This window comes from Flavobacteriales bacterium (assembly GCA_016700415.1).
In the GTDB taxonomy this organism is placed as follows: domain Bacteria; phylum Bacteroidota; class Bacteroidia; order Flavobacteriales_F; family PHOS-HE28; genus PHOS-HE28.
Genome location: CP065018.1, coordinates 2039661 through 2058224, shown reverse-complemented (window position 1 = coordinate 2058224; position 18564 = coordinate 2039661). Strand labels below are relative to the sequence as shown.

General features: G+C 59.8%; 16 protein-coding genes. 7 read left to right on the top strand and 9 right to left on the bottom strand.

All coding sequences use genetic code 11. The features are described 5' to 3' along the window. The first annotated feature begins 402 nt into the window (after nt 1–402). Nucleotides 403–891 carry a hypothetical protein gene (locus IPP95_08615; GenBank protein QQS71263.1) on the top strand — a complete coding sequence of 163 codons (489 nt, stop codon included), beginning with the start codon at nt 403–405 and terminating at the stop codon, nt 889–891. 53 nt (nt 892–944) lie between these two features. On the opposite strand, the gene IPP95_08610 is transcribed toward IPP95_08615, so the two are convergent. From IPP95_08610 to IPP95_08600, 3 genes are all read right to left on the bottom strand, one after another. Next, the gene (locus IPP95_08610; GenBank protein ID QQS71262.1) at nt 945–1841 is read right to left on the bottom strand and encodes an NAD kinase; all 897 of its coding nucleotides are present in this window, start codon (nt 1839–1841) and stop codon (nt 945–947) included. Between the two features lie 11 nt (nt 1842–1852). After that, a complete protein-coding gene (locus IPP95_08605; GenBank protein ID QQS71261.1) occupies nt 1853–3322 on the bottom strand; it encodes a BamA/TamA family outer membrane protein in 1470 nt (489 codons plus the stop codon). Nucleotides 3323–3630: 308 nt separating this feature from the next. Next, entirely contained in the window at nt 3631–4293 is a 663-nt protein-coding gene (locus tag IPP95_08600; protein ID QQS71260.1) for a CBS domain-containing protein, read from the bottom strand. Between the two features lie 73 nt (nt 4294–4366). On the opposite strand from IPP95_08600, the gene IPP95_08595 reads away from it, so the two are divergent. The 3 genes from IPP95_08595 to IPP95_08585 are packed head-to-tail and all read left to right on the top strand — an operon-like array spanning nt 4367 to nt 6470. Further along, a complete protein-coding gene (locus IPP95_08595) occupies nt 4367–5080 on the top strand; it encodes a pyridoxine 5'-phosphate synthase (GenBank protein ID QQS71259.1) in 714 nt (237 codons plus the stop codon). Next, nucleotides 5077–5841, top strand: a complete 765-nt coding sequence (locus tag IPP95_08590; protein QQS71258.1) for an alpha/beta fold hydrolase — start codon at nt 5077–5079, stop codon at nt 5839–5841. The genes IPP95_08595 and IPP95_08590 overlap by 4 nt, the downstream gene beginning before the upstream one ends. Beyond that, the gene (locus IPP95_08585) at nt 5838–6470 is read left to right on the top strand and encodes a hypothetical protein (GenBank protein ID QQS71257.1); all 633 of its coding nucleotides are present in this window, start codon (nt 5838–5840) and stop codon (nt 6468–6470) included. The genes IPP95_08590 and IPP95_08585 overlap by 4 nt, the downstream gene beginning before the upstream one ends. Before the next feature lie 71 nt (nt 6471–6541). Here IPP95_08585 and IPP95_08580 read toward each other — a convergent pair whose 3' ends face one another. After that, a complete protein-coding gene (locus tag IPP95_08580; GenBank protein QQS71256.1) occupies nt 6542–8722 on the bottom strand; it encodes a T9SS type A sorting domain-containing protein in 2181 nt (726 codons plus the stop codon). A 105-nt stretch (nt 8723–8827) separates the two neighbouring features. Between IPP95_08580 and IPP95_08575 the strand changes: the two genes are divergently transcribed. Together IPP95_08575 and rfaD are read left to right on the top strand one after the other, a co-directional pair. Continuing rightward, a complete protein-coding gene (locus tag IPP95_08575) occupies nt 8828–9874 on the top strand; it encodes an endonuclease/exonuclease/phosphatase family protein (GenBank protein ID QQS71255.1) in 1047 nt (348 codons plus the stop codon). Between the two features lie 74 nt (nt 9875–9948). After that, entirely contained in the window at nt 9949–10908 is a 960-nt protein-coding gene (gene rfaD, locus IPP95_08570) for an ADP-glyceromanno-heptose 6-epimerase (protein QQS71254.1), read from the top strand. An 82-nt stretch (nt 10909–10990) separates the two neighbouring features. On the opposite strand, the gene IPP95_08565 is transcribed toward rfaD, so the two are convergent. Next, on the bottom strand, nt 10991–11341 hold the full coding sequence (locus IPP95_08565; GenBank protein ID QQS71253.1) for a MerR family transcriptional regulator: 351 nt from the start codon (nt 11339–11341) through the stop codon (nt 10991–10993). 17 nt (nt 11342–11358) lie between these two features. Next, nucleotides 11359–12327 (bottom strand): M23 family metallopeptidase, encoded by a 969-nt coding sequence (locus IPP95_08560; protein ID QQS71252.1) that lies wholly within the window; start codon nt 12325–12327, stop codon nt 11359–11361. 84 nt (nt 12328–12411) lie between these two features. Here IPP95_08560 and alaS point away from each other — a divergent pair, with 84 nt between their 5' ends. After that, the gene (gene alaS / locus IPP95_08555; GenBank protein ID QQS71251.1) at nt 12412–15081 is read left to right on the top strand and encodes an alanine--tRNA ligase; all 2670 of its coding nucleotides are present in this window, start codon (nt 12412–12414) and stop codon (nt 15079–15081) included. Nucleotides 15082–15230: 149 nt separating this feature from the next. Here the strand turns inward: alaS and IPP95_08550 are convergent, their stop codons facing one another. The 3 genes from IPP95_08550 to IPP95_08540 form a co-directional block, all read right to left on the bottom strand. Beyond that, the gene (locus tag IPP95_08550) at nt 15231–15677 is read right to left on the bottom strand and encodes a hypothetical protein (protein ID QQS71250.1); all 447 of its coding nucleotides are present in this window, start codon (nt 15675–15677) and stop codon (nt 15231–15233) included. Nucleotides 15678–15840: 163 nt separating this feature from the next. After that, nucleotides 15841–17007 carry a sigma-54-dependent Fis family transcriptional regulator gene (locus IPP95_08545; GenBank protein QQS71249.1) on the bottom strand — a complete coding sequence of 389 codons (1167 nt, stop codon included), beginning with the start codon at nt 17005–17007 and terminating at the stop codon, nt 15841–15843. Nucleotides 17008–17313: 306 nt separating this feature from the next. Then, entirely contained in the window at nt 17314–18540 is a 1227-nt protein-coding gene (locus IPP95_08540) for an MFS transporter (GenBank protein ID QQS71248.1), read from the bottom strand. Nucleotides 18541–18564: the final 24 nt, after the last annotated feature.

The following is an 18564-nucleotide window of genomic DNA, read 5'->3' as shown; positions in this document are numbered from 1 at the left end:
GGCGCTGGAACGAGATCCGTGCCCGGCGCGGGCGCGAAATTAGGGGTTCGGGGTGACGGAATTGGTCTGTATGGTTACGGATGCTGCACAATGCATCGTGAACTCCGGCTGTTGTCAGACGGCTGCTAGAAGCTGCTCTTGGGTCGATGCGTGGTGTCGAGGATCGATGGATCATGTACATTCGATGTGTTCGGCCTTGAGGGTGTGAAGGCCGAAGACTTCACAGATAAGCATGGATGAGCGCTTTGAACATCTCCCACAAGTCGCTCCGGCCATCTGTCTTGGAGCGCAACCTTGGGTTGGCCGGAAAGACTTGCGGGAGCGCGGGCTGGCGTCGGCCAGCTATGTCCTCATGGTCGTGGATGCCGAAGGCCAGATACACAACCGCATACTGATCAAAGAATGAGCAAGTTGAATGTTCTCCTGTTGCTGTGTGGCACTCTGGTTTGCATTCCAGGGTGCCGGCGGGATGATCCCGTTGAGCCAAGTCCTTCAGTACCGGTAGATGGTCGCCAAAAGTTCGTCGGTACGTACGACGTATACGATACCATGAGCAACTGGCTATATGAAATGGAGTTTTCATTATACAATGGGGTTACAAATGTAGATTCTATCTATATATATAATTGGGGTGGAGCTTTTGATTTTTATGCTCAACATGATGATGGAAATGTATCGAATTATTTGAACATAGGTAGTCAGTTTGGAATAATCGATCATATGGGGCATCGATGGGCCTTATTTCGGGAATACGACCCCTTATTCAACAATACATTGGTCAATGACACCCTTCGAATGTCCTACCTCAAGGACAATATTGCCTTTTACGTTTCCGATGGCGTTCCGTATTTCAGGCAAAGCTATCGGGAGTATGCAGTGAAACGGGAGTAGGAGTGAATGACGTCGTTTTCTTTGGGGTTGTTCAAGGAGAGCGTTTCCCTTCACTACCCCGCCTGAAACCCCGGCCGCGAGGACCGGATGTCCAGTCCCCACGCCAACTTCGAGCGCAGGGTATCCAGGAAATTCTGGCCTTCCAGCTGCACCAATTGCATGCGGTAGGGGGCACGGCGCACCACGAGGTCGCAGGGTTGGTCCAGCACTTCGCTGCGGGAGTCGAGGTTCACGAGGTACTTCTCGCCACGCGCGTCCACGGTGAGGGTGAGGTTGCTGTCACCGGGCAGAACGAAGGGTCGCACGTTCAGGTTGTGCGGCGAGATGGGCGTAACGACCATGGCATCGCAGCCGGGGGCCAGCAGCGGGCCTCCGCAACTGAGGGAGTAGGCGGTGCTGCCGGTGGGCGTGGCGATGATGATGCCGTCCGCCCAGTAGGTGTTGAGGAAGCGGCCGTCCAAGTGGGCATGGATGGCGATCATGGTGGCGCCGTCGCGCTTGTGGAGGCTTACCTCATTCAAGGCGCTGTTGTGCGTGCCGAAGCTGGCGCAGCCTTCCATGGTCAACAGACTGCGCTCCTCAATGCTGTAACGCCGCTCCATGAGGGCCTTCAACGTAGCGTCCACATCCTCGATCCGGGTGTTGCTGAGGAAACCGAGCCGGCCGAGGTTGATCCCGAGCATGGGCACAGGGTTGCTGCCGATGAAGTTCACGCTGTCGAGAAAGCTGCCATCTCCCCCCAAGCTCACTAGTACGTCCAATTTGGCGCCTTCCACGCGGTCCATCAACTCGGTGCCTTCAGCCACCGGGTAGTTGGCCTCGGCCATGCGCTCGGCCAGGCCGCGCTCCACCACGGGCGTGGCCCCTGCGGCGGTCATCCGCTCCAGGATCCGGTTGATCGTGGCCGCCGCCGCCGCCGGATACAAGCGGCCATGTGTTCCTATGCGCATTTCCGTTTTCTTCAGAACGGTTGGGTGAAATGTAGGTACAATCCCGTCTCCGACAGGCCGTTCACAGCGTACTCCAAGCGCAGCACCTGATCGTAGCTCGTCACGATGTCCAACCCAAGGCCGTAGCTCTGTTGCCAATGGTTGGCCAAGGGGTTCAATGCTCCGTTCCGCTCGTCCCACACGTAGCCTTGGTCACTGAAGGCGTTGAGGTACACCGCGAGGTAGAGCGTCCGGAAGGCACGGAAGGGGATGAAGTCCGCTTGGAAGGTGCGCGGTTTCAGCAGCGCGAAGAAGATGTTGGCCTTGCCTAAGAAATAGTGCTGTCCATCGATGATGTAGTACTCGTAGCCGCGCAGGTGTTCATCATAGCCCAGACCCTCCTGGAGATAGTAGTGGTCCTCGCTGCCGGCGGAGACTTTGCCGTTCAGGCTGCCGCCAAAGCTCCAGCGTTGGCCCCGCTTCCAACTGCGCTGCACCAAGGCTCGCAGAGACGTGACATCGGGCTGCTCCGGGCCGATGCCGTTGTGGTCCAACAGCAGCTTCGCGTAGCTGCCGCTGAGCGGGAAGGAGCGCGAGTCCCGTTGGTCGAGCACCAGTGCATAGTTCAGGCTGAGGTAGGCCATCTCCTGCATTCCGGAGGTGAGGTATTCCGGATTGCGCCGCACCACGGTGTCGCGCACGGTGGCATCGGTCCAAGAGGCTCCGAGGTAGTGCCGGACGTCATGTCCGCGGCGCAGGATCACTTTCGCGCCGGCCTTCCAATAGTGGTAGATGTTGTCCTTCGGGGTCTTCAACAGCACGCGCTTGTTGCCCACCGTGCCGATGGTGATCTCGTCCTGTTCGCCATAGGCACCGCCCACCTCGAAGCCCCAACGCTGGCGCTTGTCCACGAAGGGCACGCGGTAGTTGAGCCCGAATTCCTTGGAGTAGCCCAATTGCACTTTTGCGAAGAGCGTCTCGTTGCGCCCGCGCATGTTGTAGCGGAAGAACCAAGCGCCGATGTTGAGGCGTGAAAGATCCTTGGTGAGCCACCACGTGTTGAAGTTGGGGTCGGCGAAACGCACGATGGGCGTGGGCCACCAGAACCAGCGTTCGTTCAGTGTGATGGTGATGAAGACCTCGTGCGGCCCGAGGTAGGTGGGGAGCAGCGTGGCGGTGTTGAACAAGCCGAGGTTGAGCAGGTTTTCGCTGCTGCGAGCGAGCCGTTCGTAGAGTTCGTCGGCGGTGAGCGTATCCCCTTGCCGGAAGGTGAGCTCGCGCAGGATGATCCGTTCCTTGGTACGCCGGTTCCCTTCCACCAGGATGCCCGACACGCCGAAGGGGCCGGTGAAGTCCATGACGCGCTGCTGCGCGAAAGAACCCAAAGTGGCCAAGAGGAGCAACGGGAAGAGCAGGCCCCGCCCCGATAGGCATCGGGGCGGCCCGTGGTGGTGAGCTCCGATGTCTATCGGACCCGCGTTGGCGTGAGGCACGGCGATCATCCGGTTCCGCTGTTCATGGGTCACAGGAGCTAAGACAAGCTGGGAACACTTTCGCGATTCCGGGTCAAGCCCGGAATGACATTTGTTCCTTGGCCGGAAGCTCGAATACACGCGCCGAGCGCGTGTATTCGAGCTTCCGGCCCTCCGGTGGTTGTCACCCCGGCCTCCGAGCCGGGGTCGCGAAAAGGTTGGCGATGCTTCTTCTTTGAACGCAGGACAATGATCTCAGGCTTCCCACCTATGTCTCTGATATCAGCATTTATCGAATAGCTGTGCATTTTATTCCGGACACCAATAAAGAATTGGTATCACATTTTAATGATGCGCATCACGTCCTCATAACGGTCGCGCAAGTCGTCCTCCGCCTTGGAGCCTTGGAAGGTGGTGTGGACGGTGTACTCGAAGCGCTCGAAGGCTTGGAGGATCGCGCGGACGTCGTCGTGGTTGACCTTTAGGGTCACCTCCATCCGCATGCTGTCCGGCAGATCAGAGGTGTACACGCTCAATATCCGGGCCCCTTCATCCTCCACGATGCGGGCGATCTGTTGCAGGGAATAGTCGTTCCGCGCCATCTCCAGCACCAGCACGCTGCCCGCCGCGCTCGCGTTCACTAATTCCGCCATGCGGCGCATCGCCTCGTGCTCGCTGACCACCCCGAGGTAGTTGCCGCCCATGTCCAGCACAGGCACTATCGGCAGGCCGAGCTCGGCCATCAACTTCAGCACGTCATAGAGGTGCTGCCGGTCGCGCACGTAGGGGATCTCCACCCGGTCCATCAGTTTTTCCACCGTGGCCGCCGGGTTGCTGTTGTCCAATGTCGCACTGTCCTTCATCAGGCCGAGCAGCCGTCCGTTGGCCACCACGGGCAGCACGCTCGTCTTGAACTCGTCCATCAGGTCCAAGGCGCGCGCCACGGGATCGCGCGGGTTCAGCGGGAGTATGGCTTTGGAGATCAGGTCTATGGCTTGCATGCGATCGGTGTTGCGGAGCTTGGCCGCTACTTTTGTTGCGCCACCGGGGGACCAAGTTATGTGGCGCTGAAGGATGACCAAGCTCAGTGTTAACATCAATAAGCTCGCCACATTGCGCAATGCGCGCGGCGGCGACAGGCCGGACTTGTTGAAGTCCGCGCTGGAGATCGAGCGCTTCGGGGCGCAGGGCATCACGGTGCATCCGCGGCCGGACGAGCGCCACATCCGTTACGCGGACGTGCGGGCACTGAAGCCGGTGCTCACCACCGAGTTCAACATCGAGGGTTATCCCAATGCGAGCTTCATCGACCTGGTGCTGGAGGTGCTGCCCGCGCAGGTGACACTCGTGCCGGACCCGCCGGGCGTGCTCACCAGCAATGCCGGATGGGACACGCGCACCCACAAGGCCGAACTGAAAAAGGTGGTGGCGCGCTTCAAGGAAGCAGGTATCCGTACCTCGCTCTTCATGGGCACGGACACGGAATTGATCGCGCACGCCGTGGACACGGGCACCGACCGCATCGAACTCTACACCGGGCCATATGCGGAGCAGTATGCCGCCGACCGCGACACGGCGGTGGCACCGTTCACCCGCGCGGCGGAAAAGGCCGTGGCGCTGGGCTTGGGACTGAATGCCGGACATGATCTAGACCTCCGGAATCTGGCGTGGTTCAAGGCGCAAGTGCCGGGTTTGGAAGAAGTTTCCATCGGCCATGCACTGGTGTGCGACGCTTTGTGGTTTGGTATGGAGAACACTGTGCAATTATATCTGCGTGAGTTGCGATGAGCGTAGACCTCTTTTTCCGCCGGGAAGGCACCGGCACCCCCGTAGTGATCCTGCACGGGCTTTTTGGCAGTAGCGACAATTTTGGCAGCATCGGGCGCACGCTCAGCAATGAGTTCGACATGGTGCTGGTGGACGAGCGCGACCACGGGCGCTCGCCGCACACGGAGCACATCACCTACCCGCTGATGGCGGAGGACGTGCAAGCCTTGGTGACGAAGCTCGGCCTGAAGGACATCGTGCTCGTAGGCCACAGCATGGGCGGCAAGACGGCGATGACCTTCGCGCAACGCTGGCCGGAGCTGCTGAAGCACTTGGTGGTGATCGACATCAGTCCGCGCCAGTATTCCATCGGTGACCATGCCGCGATCATCGAAGCCTTGCGCACCAGCGATCCCGCAAGCAAAGGTTCGCGCAAGGAAATAGAGGTCCATCTTTCCAACTATGTTCCCGAGCCCGGCGTGGTGCAGTTCCTGATGAAGAGCCTGTATTGGGAAAAGCCGGACCGATTGGCCTGGCGCTTCAACGTGCCCGTGCTGCACCGCGACTTGGACAACATCCTTGCGGCGATGGGGCCGGAGGTCGTCCGTGTTCCCACGCTCTTCATCCGCGGCGGCAAGAGCGGCTACATCACGCGGGAAGACCTGCCACAGCTGAAGGAGCAATTCCCGAAAAGCCGGGTGGAGACCGTTCCTTTCGCAGGCCATTGGGTGCATGCACAGGCTCCCGATGAGGTGATGGACTTCATCCGCTCCGTGGCATGAGGTTATCCATTACGTTGCTGGTTTCCGCCTGTTGGCTCCTATCGCCTGCACATGCGCAAGAGCAACGTGACAGCGTGCGCTACTCTGGTGGCTTCGTCTTTCACGACGGCATCTATCTCGATTTTCAGGCGTTCCGGAACAACGCGCCGAGCGTTCCCATGGCGGCGCTCACCACTGCGCAAGACCAGCGTGTCACGGACCTCGCCAGCACCAATGGCAAATTGTTCTATACGGACAGCGCGGGACAGTCCACACGCCTGGACCTGGACCGTACGTGGGGCTTTTGCGACAAAGGCATCGTGTATGTCCGCGCCGGAAATGACTTCTCCCGCATCGGCCTGATGGGCACGCTGGCACATCTCGTGTTCGACGCCACTTACCACAACTTCGACCCGTACATGTATAATGGCGGCTCCACCTATACCGTGGAGGAACAACGCTTCCTCAACATGGAGACCGGCGCGTTCCTGACCGTCACCGCTGGCGGGATCTATCAGGCCATCAGCAGGGACGCGATCCTCAAGGAGGACTTTGATGCGCTTTCACGGAAGCAACGCAACAAGCCGGAGACGGTCTTCCTCTTTATGCGGAGGTACAACGACCGCCACCCGCTTTATTTTCCGAGGTGAGGGTTTACGTCAAATGGCCTGAACCACCCCCGGCCCCTCCTTTCAGGAAGGAGGGGAGACCGGGCGCTCTCTTACCGCGCGATCGTGATCAACCGCTGGGAGCGGACTCCGTTCTGCAAGCTGGTCACCGTGTACAAGCCTGATGGCAGGTCGCTGGTCGGCACGGTGATCGCTCCGTTCGCATCGGTGCGCAGCACTTCCCTTCCGGTCGCATCATGCACGGTGATCAGCGCCGTCCCATCGGCGGCGGGCCGCACCTTGATCCAGTTGTTCGCAGGGACCGGCCACACGCGCATGTTGTCTGAAGAGGTGGTCTCTGCGATGCCTGTTGCATCGTTATGGCGTGCGTACCATTCCTGGTAGAACAGGTTGGCCACCGTGGCATCATGGATCACTAAGGTGTTCTCATCGTTCACCGTTTCGGCCGCCGCGGTCCAGTTGTGGCTGCCGGTGATCACACGCGGGTCGCCGGTGACGCCTTCATCCAGGATAGCGTACTTATGGTGTAACAGACCGGGTTCATCCAGGTGTGAATGCAGGTCTATGCCTTGTCCCACGAGGTAGTTGAATTCGGCGCCTATGCCGTCGACGTCCTCAATATCCCCTTCCACCAGCACTCCGGGGCGCTGGTAGGCGGCGACAACGGCGTCACCGAGGTCATTCTGCGTGAAGGCGTACAGGGCGAGCCGCACACTGCTCTGGGCGGCATTCAGCTCATGAACGATGTGGTCGGTCACGCCGTCGGAAGGGGAGAACCAGCTTTCCACCTCCTTGCCGCCCACGTTGAAAAGGTGCGGCGTATTGTCCGTCTTGTCCGGCCCGAAACGGCTGAGAGCAAGTACGGGCTGTGCGCCGCTGCCGCCCCACATTTCCTCGAACTCCATGCGGTAGCACCGCGCCAAGGCCTGGTCCTGGATGAAGACGATGTTGTTGTAGTCGTCAAAGAAGCTCTGCACGGTCCAGTTGCAGGAGCCGCCCATGATGGTGGCGCGCTGGGTGTCCTCGGCATCGGCGATGAAGAATTTATCGTGCGTGCCGCTGCCCAGCCCATCGGTGCGGTACAGCACGGGAATGCTTGGATCCAGCCCTGAAAGTGCCGTGTTGTTGTTGCTTCCCTCGGCGATCCAGCGCACCTGAACACCGCGTGCCTTGGCAGCGTTCACGGCGGAAACAAGCATGGTGCTGTTGGTGTTGTACATGGCGATGTCCAGCGTCTGCTGCGCGCGGTCGATGTAGGCCTTGATGGTGTCGTCGGTGGCCTGGAACAGCGCGATCGCATCGACGCCGCTGCTCACGCTGTGGTCCACGCTTTGGGTGAAGTACACCGCGATGGCCCCGCTGGAGGTGGAGGCGGTGGAGTACAGGCCGGTGAGGGAGAATGCGGTGTCACTGTCGGCCACGGAGAATGCCTGCGCATAGTAGAAGGTGGCGGACTGCAGGCCGGTGAGCTGCACGTCGTGAGTTTCCGTGGCGATGCCGTCACCGGCCAAGGAGCCGAGCGCCGGGGTGGTGCCATAGAACACCTGCGAAGAACCCGGCAGGTTTGTCTGCCAAGTGAGATGAAAGCCGTCCGGCACGAGGTTCGATTGTTCCACAGGGGGAATGATGCTGATGAACGGATGCGGAACAATATCAGCCGAGCCACGGGGCAACAACTGATAGCCACTGGTGTATGGCGGCGAATTATCATACTGCGAGGCTATGCCGGTAATGTCCACCGGGCCGGTGGGTACGGCGGTCCCGATCAACGGATGCCCGGAACGGAGGTAGACGTTGGCCGTCAACGGACCCGCCTGAACAGGCCATGTGCCGGCGGAAAAGACGCCGGAGCCGCTGAAGTAGACCCCTTCGATGCGCACCACGCGCGACTCCACGGATTCATCCAGCCCGTCCGGAGGGATCACTTCCGCATCTGGCAAGGTGTTGCCCGAGCTGTTGACGGAGAACGCGCTGATGGGCGTGATCTCCAACAGGCCGTTGTATTCGGTGAGCGTGCCGGTAAGCGTGATGGCATCTCCCATGTCGGGCGAGAAGCCGGGCACGGACCCACTGCCCGGGAAGGCGGCGATGCCTCCGCTGGCATCTTGCACATAACGCACTCCGCCCAGCGAAGGGCCGGAGGTGACAATGCCGCTGATGGTGACACTGCTGCCGATCGCTGTGTTGCGTGCATCGTCAATTGTTTGCGCTGACAAGGTGGCCGTGCCGAGCATGCACAGGACCACGAAAAGTCCGGACTGATACCATTTCATCCCGCAAAGGAACGGTCCGTTCCACCGCCATCGGTCATTGCGGTACGGAATTTGGCAATTCGGGGCGGTGCACTGGATAACTTGCCGCCCCGAATTGCCAACGCCATGAGCATTCCTTCCCGTCTCCTATTGCTGATCGCCAGCGCTCTTATCATCCACGGTGCCACCGCCCAGAATGACAAAGCCCGCTATGAGCCGCGTTGCATCGGCTTTTGGAACTTGGAGAACTTGTACGACACCCTCGACGGACCCAACGACGACGCCGAGTTCCTGCCCACCAGTGCCAAGTTGTGGAACACTGAACGATATGAGCGGAAATTGCAGCACCTCGCACGCGTGATCGGCGAGATGGGCACCGACATCCACCCGGACGGCCTGGTGTGTTTGGGCCTCTCTGAAGTGGAGGACCGTGGCGTGGTTGAGGACCTCGTCAAGACCTCCCCGTTGGACAAGCGTCATTACCAGATCATCCACCACGACAGCCCGGACCGCCGCGGTATCGACGTGGCCTTCATCTATAACCCGAAGTTCTTCACCGTCCTTCATGAGCGGACCTATCCACTTCGCGATCCCTCCGACAGCCTCTTTCGCACGCGTGATCTGCTGTTGGTGACCGGCCTGATGGACGCCGACACGGTCAGCGTTCTGGTGAACCACTGGCCTTCCCGATATGGCGGTGAAAAGCGCTCACTGCCCAACCGCATCCGCGCTGCGGAACTGGGAAGGCACATCATCGATTCGCTGATGGCCCGAAATGCCGAGGCCAACATCCTGTACATGGGCGACCTCAATGACGATCCCGTGGACCCTGCCGTCCGCAAATACCTCAACACCACCGGTGACAAGGACATGGCCACAGGAAAGAAGCTGTTCAATCCGATGTACGACCTTTACAAGAAGGGCATCGGAACCCTTGCTTGGCGCGATTCCTGGAACCTCTTCGACCAGATCGTCCTCTCTCCCGCGCTGGTCACCGGGGCTGGTGGCAGCTACCGCTATTACGGAGTGCGCGTGTACAACCAGCCCTATCTCCGGCAGCAGGACGGGAACTATGCGGGATATCCCTTCCGCACCTATGTGGGCGATCAGTACCAAGGCGGCTACAGCGACCACTTCCCCGTGTATGTGATCTTGGTGAAGCCGGTGCAGTAGTTCAGTCCCATCAACGTCTCACGCAGTGGACGTTGCATGCTGGAGTAGTTCACGGTGATCGGTACTTTCGCACCATGATCGTTGTCACCGGTGCCGCAGGTTTCATTGGAAGCCGTCTCTTGGTCGAACTGCAGGAACGCGGCTACGCGGACCTCGTGGCCGTGGATGATTTCTCGCATCCGGAGAAAGCCCCGAACCTCGAAGGCGTGAAGCTCAGCGCCCGTGTGGAACGCTCGGTATTCCCCGCATGGATCGATGCGAACGAGAACCAGATCCAGTTCATCTTCCACCTCGGTGCCCGCACGGACACCACCGAGTTCAACAAAGCGATCTTCGACGAGCTTAACGTGCGTTCCAGCCAACAGATCTGGGAGCGCTGTGCGAAATATGCGATCCCTTTGGTGTACGCCTCTTCCGCAGCGACTTACGGCGTCGGTGAGCTGGGCTACGGCGATACCGACGATGCGCTTCCTTATGAACTGAAGCCGCTCAATCCCTACGGCGAGAGCAAGAACGAATTCGACAAGTGGGCCTTGCAGCAGGAGGCCAAGCCCTACTTCTGGGCCGGCCTGAAGTTCTTCAACGTCTATGGTCCGAACGAGTACCACAAAGGCCGAATGGCCTCCGTGGTCTTCCATGCGTTCAACCAGATCAGCGCCGGCGGAGGAATGAAGCTGTTCCGCAGCCACAAACCGGAATACACCGACGGTGGCCAGCTCCGGGATTTCGTCTACGTAAAGGATCTGTGTAACGTCTGCATTTTCCTGATGGAACACCGAAAGCATTCCGGTATCTACAACCTCGGCACCGGCAAGGCCCGCACCTTTTTAGACCTCGCTCGCGGCGTCTTCAAGGCCATGGGAAAACCCGAGCAGATCGCCTTCATCGACACACCGGCGGACATCCGGGACAAGTACCAGTACTTCACCGAAGCTCCGATGGAAAAGCTGCGCAGCATCGGCTACGATGCGCCATTCCACACGTTGGAAGAAGGCATCGAGGATTATGTGAAGGACTTTTTGTTGAAGCGGTAGTAGGGATCACCAACTGCCGCTGCCAACTATCCTACGCGTAGGTCGTCCGAGAGGCCCCTTTTCAACTTTCAGCCTTCCTCTTTCAGCTTTCTCTCAAAGCCACCAACCTTTCCCGCACCCGCTTCAGCTTTGATCGCACTTCGTCCAAAGGAAGCTGCGGTGGCGGTGGGGCCTCCTGCGGTTCCGGTTTGCGCAACTGGTCCTTCGCCCCTTGCAGCGTGAAGCCCTTCTCCTTCACCAAGTACAGGATGCGCCGCAATTGTTCGATGTCATCCTTGGTATAAAGCCTGTCGCCCTTGTTGGTGCGCTTAGGCCTAAGCGTGCCGAATTCCTTCTCCCAGTAGCGGAGCAATGAGGTGTTCACGCCCAAGGTCTCGGCCACCTCGCCGATGGGCCAGTACATCCGTTCGATGGTTTTTTCCTTCAGGGGCATCACGGCGAATGTAATGATCAGTCCATCGACTGCCCTGCATTGCCGGCGATCTCCACCATGCGTGCATATTCCTCCGGGCTGAGGCTGTTGAAGAGGAAGTTCACCGGATCCACCGGCATGCCGTCCTTGTGAACTTCGTAATGCAGATGCGGGCCGGTGCTGAGGCCCGTGCTGCCCACTTCGCCGATGACGTCGCCGCGCTTCACCTTCTGGCCTGCGCGCACCTTCAACTCGGACATGTGGCCGTAGAGCGTCTGGTATCCGAAGCCGTGGTCAATGATCACATGGATGCCGAAGCCGGTGGTGTTGTATCCGGCGAAGTCCACCGTGCCATCGCCGGTGGCGTGGATCTCCGTGCCGATGGGGCTGGTGAAATCGAGGCCCATGTGCGGCTTCTCGATCTTGTAGATGGGATGCATCCGCTCTCCGAAGCCGGAGCTGACACGCGTCTGGTCCTGCGGGATCGGTTCCACTGAGGGGATGCTCGCCAGCATCTCCTGCTTGCGTAGCACGAGCGAACCCACCTCGTCCAGCGAGAGGCTTTGGACATACATCCGCTTGGCGATCATGTCCAAGCGCTTGCGGGTGCCGATCACCAGTTCGCTGTTCGCGAAACCCGATAGGTCCTTGTACCGGTTCACTCCGCCGATACCGGCCATGCGCACCGTGGAGGGGATGGGGTCCGCCTCGAAGATCACGCGGTACACATTGTCGTCACGCCGCTCGATGTCGCTAAGCACATCCTCCATGTCCGCCAGTTGCTTGTTGATCAGTTCGTATTCCACCTGCAGCTGCTGGTTCTCGCGGCGCAGCGTGGCCTCCTTGGGCGAATCGATGAACTGGAAGGCGAGGAAGATGCCGATCACGCCGATCAGCAGCCCCGGTGCAAGCGCCAAAGAAATGCGCTTCAACTTCTTCCAGCCGCTGGTGCGGATGCGCTCGAAGTTGAGCGTGTTGGGGTTGAAGCGGTACTTGTGCTCAGCCATGTGGTCCGGCAGGGAGGTGCGAAGTTAGCCGCCACCTAATTTCGCGGCGCATTCATTCACAGGCCTTAAGCCAGCAACGCAGCCATGCCCACTTCCCGCGAGATCCGCCAAGCTTTCCTCGACCACTTTGCCAAGCGCGGCCATGCCATCGTGCCCAGCGCGCCGATGGTGGTGAAGGACGACCCCACCCTGATGTTCACCAACGCGGGCATGAACCAGTTCAAGGACCTCTTTCTGGGCAACAGGCCGGTGACGGACCCGCGCATTGCGGACACGCAGAAGTGTCTCCGTGTTTCAGGTAAGCACAACGACCTGGAGGAGGTGGGCATTGATACCTACCACCACACGATGTTCGAGATGCTCGGCAACTGGAGCTTCGGCGATTATTTCAAGAAAGAGGCCGTACAGTGGGCTTGGGAACTGCTGGTGGACACCTTCAAGATCGATCCCGCGAACATCTACGTCACCTATTTCGGTGGTGACGCTGCGGACAAACTGGAGGCGGACAATGAGACGCGCGACCTTTGGCTGGAATACCTGCCTGGTGAACGTGTGCTGCCATTCAGCAAGAAAGACAACTTCTGGGAAATGGGGGAGACCGGTCCCTGCGGCCCTTGCACGGAGATCCATGCGGATGTGCGCTCGGACGCCGAGAAAGCAAAGACACCCGGTAAGGATCTCGTGAACAACGACCATCCACAGGTGATCGAGATCTGGAACAATGTGTTCATGCAGTACGAGCGCAAGGCAAACGGCTCACTGCTCCCGTTGCCCGCCAAGCACGTGGACACCGGCATGGGCTTCGAGCGGTTGTGCATGGTGCTGCAAGGCAAGCGCAGCAACTACGACACAGATGTGTTCCAACCGTTGATCCAGGCGCTTGCCAAGTCCTGCGGAAAGGAATACGGGGCCAGCATTTCCGGGATCCCGGGTCAGGCCATCTCTACGGGAGGCATGTCCCGGAATGACGGGTCTGGGGAAAGGGCGGACATCGCCATGCGTGTGATCGCCGACCACCTGCGGGCCATCGCCTTCGCAATCGCCGACGGGCAGCTGCCCAGCAACACCGGTGCGGGTTATGTGATCCGCAGGATCCTGCGTCGTGCCGTGCGCTACGGGTACAGTTTCCTCGGTCTGCAAGAGCCGTTCATCCATGCGTTGGTACCGGTGCTTGTGGAGCAGATGGGCGAGCAATTTCCGGAACTGGCGAAGCAGCAGGAGTTGATCACCAACGTGATCCTGGAGGAGGAACGCTCCTTCCTGCGCACGTTGGAACTGGGTACGAAGCGGCTTGAGCAATTGGTCGCCGAAAGCAAGGGCACCCTTGACGGGGCCAAGGCTTTCGAGCTGTTCGACACCTTCGGCTTCCCGATCGATCTCACCCGCCTGATGGCCCGTGAACAGGGCGTGGACGTGGACATGCTGGGCTTTGAGAAAGAGCTGAAGAAACAGAAGGACCGTTCACGTGCGGCCACCGCCATCACCACGGGGGATTGGACGGAATTGGCGGAAGGCACCACCGAATTCGTCGGCTATGATGAACTTGCTACCGAGGCCAAGATCCTGCGCTATCGCAAGGTGAAGGACAAGGCAGGTGACCGCTACCAAGTGGTGCTGGACCGCACGCCCTTCTATCCCGAGGGCGGCGGCCAGATCGGTGACCAGGGTTGGTTGGCCCAAGGTGGTACCAAGGTGACCGTACTGGATACCCGGAGGGAGAACCAGTTGATCGTGCATTTTACCACGGAGCTTCCGCAGGATGTTTCCGCGCCGCTCTCGGCGGAAGTGGATGAACACCGCCGCAAGCTCACGCGCCGCAATCACAGCGCTACGCACCTGCTGCACTACGCCTTACGAAAAGTGCTGGGCACGCATGTGGAGCAGAAGGGGTCCATGGTGGCCCCCGACCGTCTGCGTTTTGACATCTCGCACTTCGCCAAGGTCACTCCGGAGGAACTGGCACAAGTGGAGGCTGAGGTGAAGGACCTGGTCCGTGCCGACCTGCCCTTGCAAGAACTGCGGGATACCCCTGTGAAGGAGGCCATGGCCATGGGCGCGATGGCGCTGTTCGGCGAGAAGTACGGGGATGCTGTGCGTGTGATCAAATTCGGTGACAGTGTGGAGCTGTGCGGGGGCATACACGTACCGCGCACAGGCGAGATCGGCGGATTCCGTATTGTCTCCGAAGGAGCGTTGGCAGCGGGGATCCGGCGTATCGAAGCCATCACCAGCGAGGCCGTGGAGCAGTACGTGGAGGAGCGTTTGAGCACCCTCGACACATTGAACGGCCTGTTGAAGCATCCGGCGGACATTACTGCGGCCGTGAATCAGCTTCTGGACCAGAACGCAAATTTGGCCAAGGAGGTGGAGAAAGCCGGGCACGAGCGGGTCGGTCGTTTGCAGGAAACGATCCTGGCCAAAGCCGTGGAAGTGAATGGCGCGCGTGTGATCGCCGAGGAGGTGGACCTGGACGCCAACGGCATGCGGGACCTGGCATTCCGGCTGAAGGATGCCAACCCGGACTTGTTGCTGGTAATGGGCGCCCGTCAAGGTGATAAGGCGCTGTTGGGCGTCATGGTGGGCCAAGCACTTTTGGACAAGGGCGTTGCAGCGCCGCAGATCATCAAGGCGCTTGCAAGCGAGATCAAAGGCGGCGGGGGAGGGCAGGCCTTCTATGCGACGGCCGGGGGCAAGGACCCTGAGGGCCTGCCACGCGCACTGAAAAAGGCGACTACGCTGTTAGAGCCTATTTAGAATCTCTTGGGCGATGGACCGCGAGTCTATTTTTCGTTCAGGCGAAGCAGGAAAATCATCGCGTAGCGGTGTCTACGGGATCATTTTCCGGCGAAGCATGGGCGGAAAAGAGGCCGGGGGCCGCGTTCGAAGAGATTCTAAACAGGCTCTTAGGCTAAGCTGGGGCTGTGCTCCCGGTTGGAGTCTTGTGTGCCCGGGGCCGGCCGTCCATACACCGGTCCGGTGTACGCCGTGTCGTAGCTCATGCCAAGGTTGAAGATGTACAGGCCATTGAGCAAGATCACCAGCACATGATCCAGCGTGGAGCGCTTGCCGAAGCTCTGGCACAGTTCGATCCACACCTTGGGGATCATGTACAACTGGCCGTAGACCGGGATCAGGAAGAGCCAAAGGTGGCTGGCTGGCCGACCTACGATGCGCAGAAAGACGATGAAATTCCAGATGGGCACGATGGCGGCGATGCCTGGCTGCCCGGCTTTTTCATACAGGCGCCATTGGGCCACCACGGAAAGGACCAACATGAAGCCCAGAATGTAGTACATGCTGTCCCCGAGATGGCTATACAAGAAGTTGTAGATATGGCTCAGCATTTCCATGGCGGCGTGGTTTTGGTTCCCCCCCAAGCGTAATTAGTACGCGTTTTCTCCCTTGAAGACGCCTCAAAGAACGGGAGGTTGCCTCCCTCCTGTCCGATCCTTCGGAAGGAATGTGAACAGTGGAATGGGGGAATTCCGGTCCAGAGCTATATGTGGCAGAGTATCAGGAGTTTGCATAGCGTTTGACATCCGCATCGCCGATCTCCGGTCCGCCCAGGATCACCAAGCGTTCCACCACATTTCGCAGTTCCCGCACATTTCCCGTCCAGGGTAGTTTCTGTAGTTCCTTCATCGCCTTGTCCGAGACCTTTTTCGGGGCGCAACCCTGCTCAGTGCAGATCATCTTGATGAAATGCTCCACCAGCTCCGGGATGTCCTCGATCCGCTCCTTCAAGTCGGGCACATGGATGGGGATCACGCTGAGGCGGTGGTACAGGTCCTCCCTGAAGCGGCCTTCCGCGATCTCCTTGCGCAGGTCTTTGTTGGTGGCGGCGATCACCCGCGGGTTGACCTTGATCTCTTTGTCGCCGCCCACCCGGGTGATCCGGTTTTCCTGCAAGGCCCGAAGCACCTTGGCCTGGGCGGCCAGGCTCATGTCCCCGATCTCGTCCAAGAAGAGGGTGCCCCCGTCGGCCAGTTCGAATTTCCCCTTCCGCTGGGCCACTGCGCTGGTGAAAGCGCCTTTTTCATGGCCGAAAAGCTCACTTTCGATCAGTTCCCCGGGGATCGCGGCGCAGTTCACCTCGATGAAGGGGCCGCCCTTTCGGCTGCTCTTTTCATGCAGCATCCGGGCCACGCCCTCTTTTCCTGCTCCGTTGCCGCCGGTGATCAAGACGCGGGCATCGCTCGGGCCGACCTTCTCCACCATTTCACGGATCGCCTCCAGCGCTTTGCTTGTTCCGACCATGCGCCCATCGGCCTTGCCCTTCTGTACCTTCTGGCGGAGGGTCTTGGTCTCCTGTACCAGCGAGCCGCGGTCCAAGGCGTTCCGCAGGGTCACCAGGATCCGGTTCAGGTCCGGCGGTTTCTGGATGAAGTCGAATGCCCCTTTCTTGATCGCTTCCACGGCCGTGCCGATGGTGCCGTGCCCGCTGATCATCACTACGGGGATGGAATCGTCATGCGCCATCAGCTTTTCCAGCACCTCCATGCCGTCCAACTTGGGCATCTTGATATCGCAAAGCACCACGTCGAAGCCGCCTTTCTTTGCTTTTTCAAGGCCTGAAGCACCATCCTCGGCTTCTTCCACCTTGTGCTTCTCATGTTCCAGGATGTCGCGGAGCGCGTTGCGGATCGCCTTTTCGTCGTCGATGATGAGGATCTTGGCCATGCTTTGTTGCGCCTGAGCTTTTGCGTAGGTGAAGCGCAAAGATGGGAAGGAGGCGACAGGTTTATCCGCAGATGCCGCAGATGTGCGCAGATGATGCGCCGGAGGTGATGTGGTTTTTACCGCAACGGTCGCAACGGATCATATCGGCTGACCTTTTACCGCAGAGGACGCGGAGGACGCAGAGAATGCCAAGCAAACGGGGGGCTGCCTCCGGCAGTTGAGGACGCGGAGCGGCAGAGCCGGCAGCACACCGTCGCCGGAGTGCTTCGGCCTGACCAGCCTAACAACTGACAACTACGTGTACGGTCAGCTCTTCGCTTGTTCCGGATGCAGGTAACGCTCATGCACACGCGGCAAAAAGGCCGCCGCCAGACCGATCAGCGGCAGGAACGAGCAGATCTGGAAGACGAACGCGATGTTGGTGTGGTCCGCTAGCGCACCGAGCAGCGCGGAACCGATCCCGGCCATGCCGAACGCGAAACCGAAGAACAGGCCGGAGACCATGCCCACCTTGCCCGGCACCAATTCCTGCGCATAGACGAGGATGGCGGAGAAAGCGGAGGAGAGGATCAGGCCAACGATCGCTGAAAGGATACCGGTCCACATCAGGTCCGCATGGGGCAGCAGCAGAGTGAAGGGCGCCGAGCCGAGGATGGAGAACCAGATCACGTACTTCCGCCCGTAGCGGTCGCCGATGGGCCCGCCGATAAGTGTGCCGATGGCGGCGGCGAAGAGGAAAATGAAGAGGTGGATCTGGGCATCCCGCACCGACAAGCCGAACTTGCCCATCAGGTAGAAGGTGTAATAGCTGCTCATGCTGGCGAGGTAGAACTGCTTGGAGAAGATCAGCACGAGCAAGATCACGATGGAGCGCCTAACGGTGCTGCGCGGGATACCATGGGGTACCACCATCTTGGCCGGGCGGCGTGCACGGATCGCTGAACTGCGTTTGTACCAGGTCCCCACCCGCTGCAGCACGAAGATCCCGATCAGCGGGATCACCGCGAACCAGCCCAGGCTGTGCAGACCGAACGGTACCACGATCAGTGCGGCAAGCAATGGCCCCATGGAGGACCCGAAGTTGCCGCCTAGCTGGAACACGGATTGTGCAAGGCCACGTTTTCCGCCGGATGCCGCGTGCGCGATGCGGGAAGCCTCCGGATGGAAGATGGAGGAACCCATGCCCACGAGCATCACGGAGAGGAGCAGGGCGGTGAAGCTGCCCGCGCCCCACAGTGCCAGGATCCCCGCCAGGGTGAAACACATGCCCACCATCAGGGAATAAGGCTGTGGCCGCTTGTCCGTGAAACGCCCCACGAAGGGCTGCAGGATCGAGGCGGTCATCTGGAAGCAAAGCGTGATGATGCCCACCTGCGTGAAACTCAGCGTGAACTTCTCCTTGACGATGGGATAGATCGCGGGGATCAGCGACTGCACGATGTCGTTCAACATGTGCGACGCGCTGATGGCGATCAGGACGGGGACCACCGTGCGTTGCGCGAAGGCGGAAGCGGGGCGGGCGGGCTTACCCATGGGGGCCGCGAAATTACTTGCGGT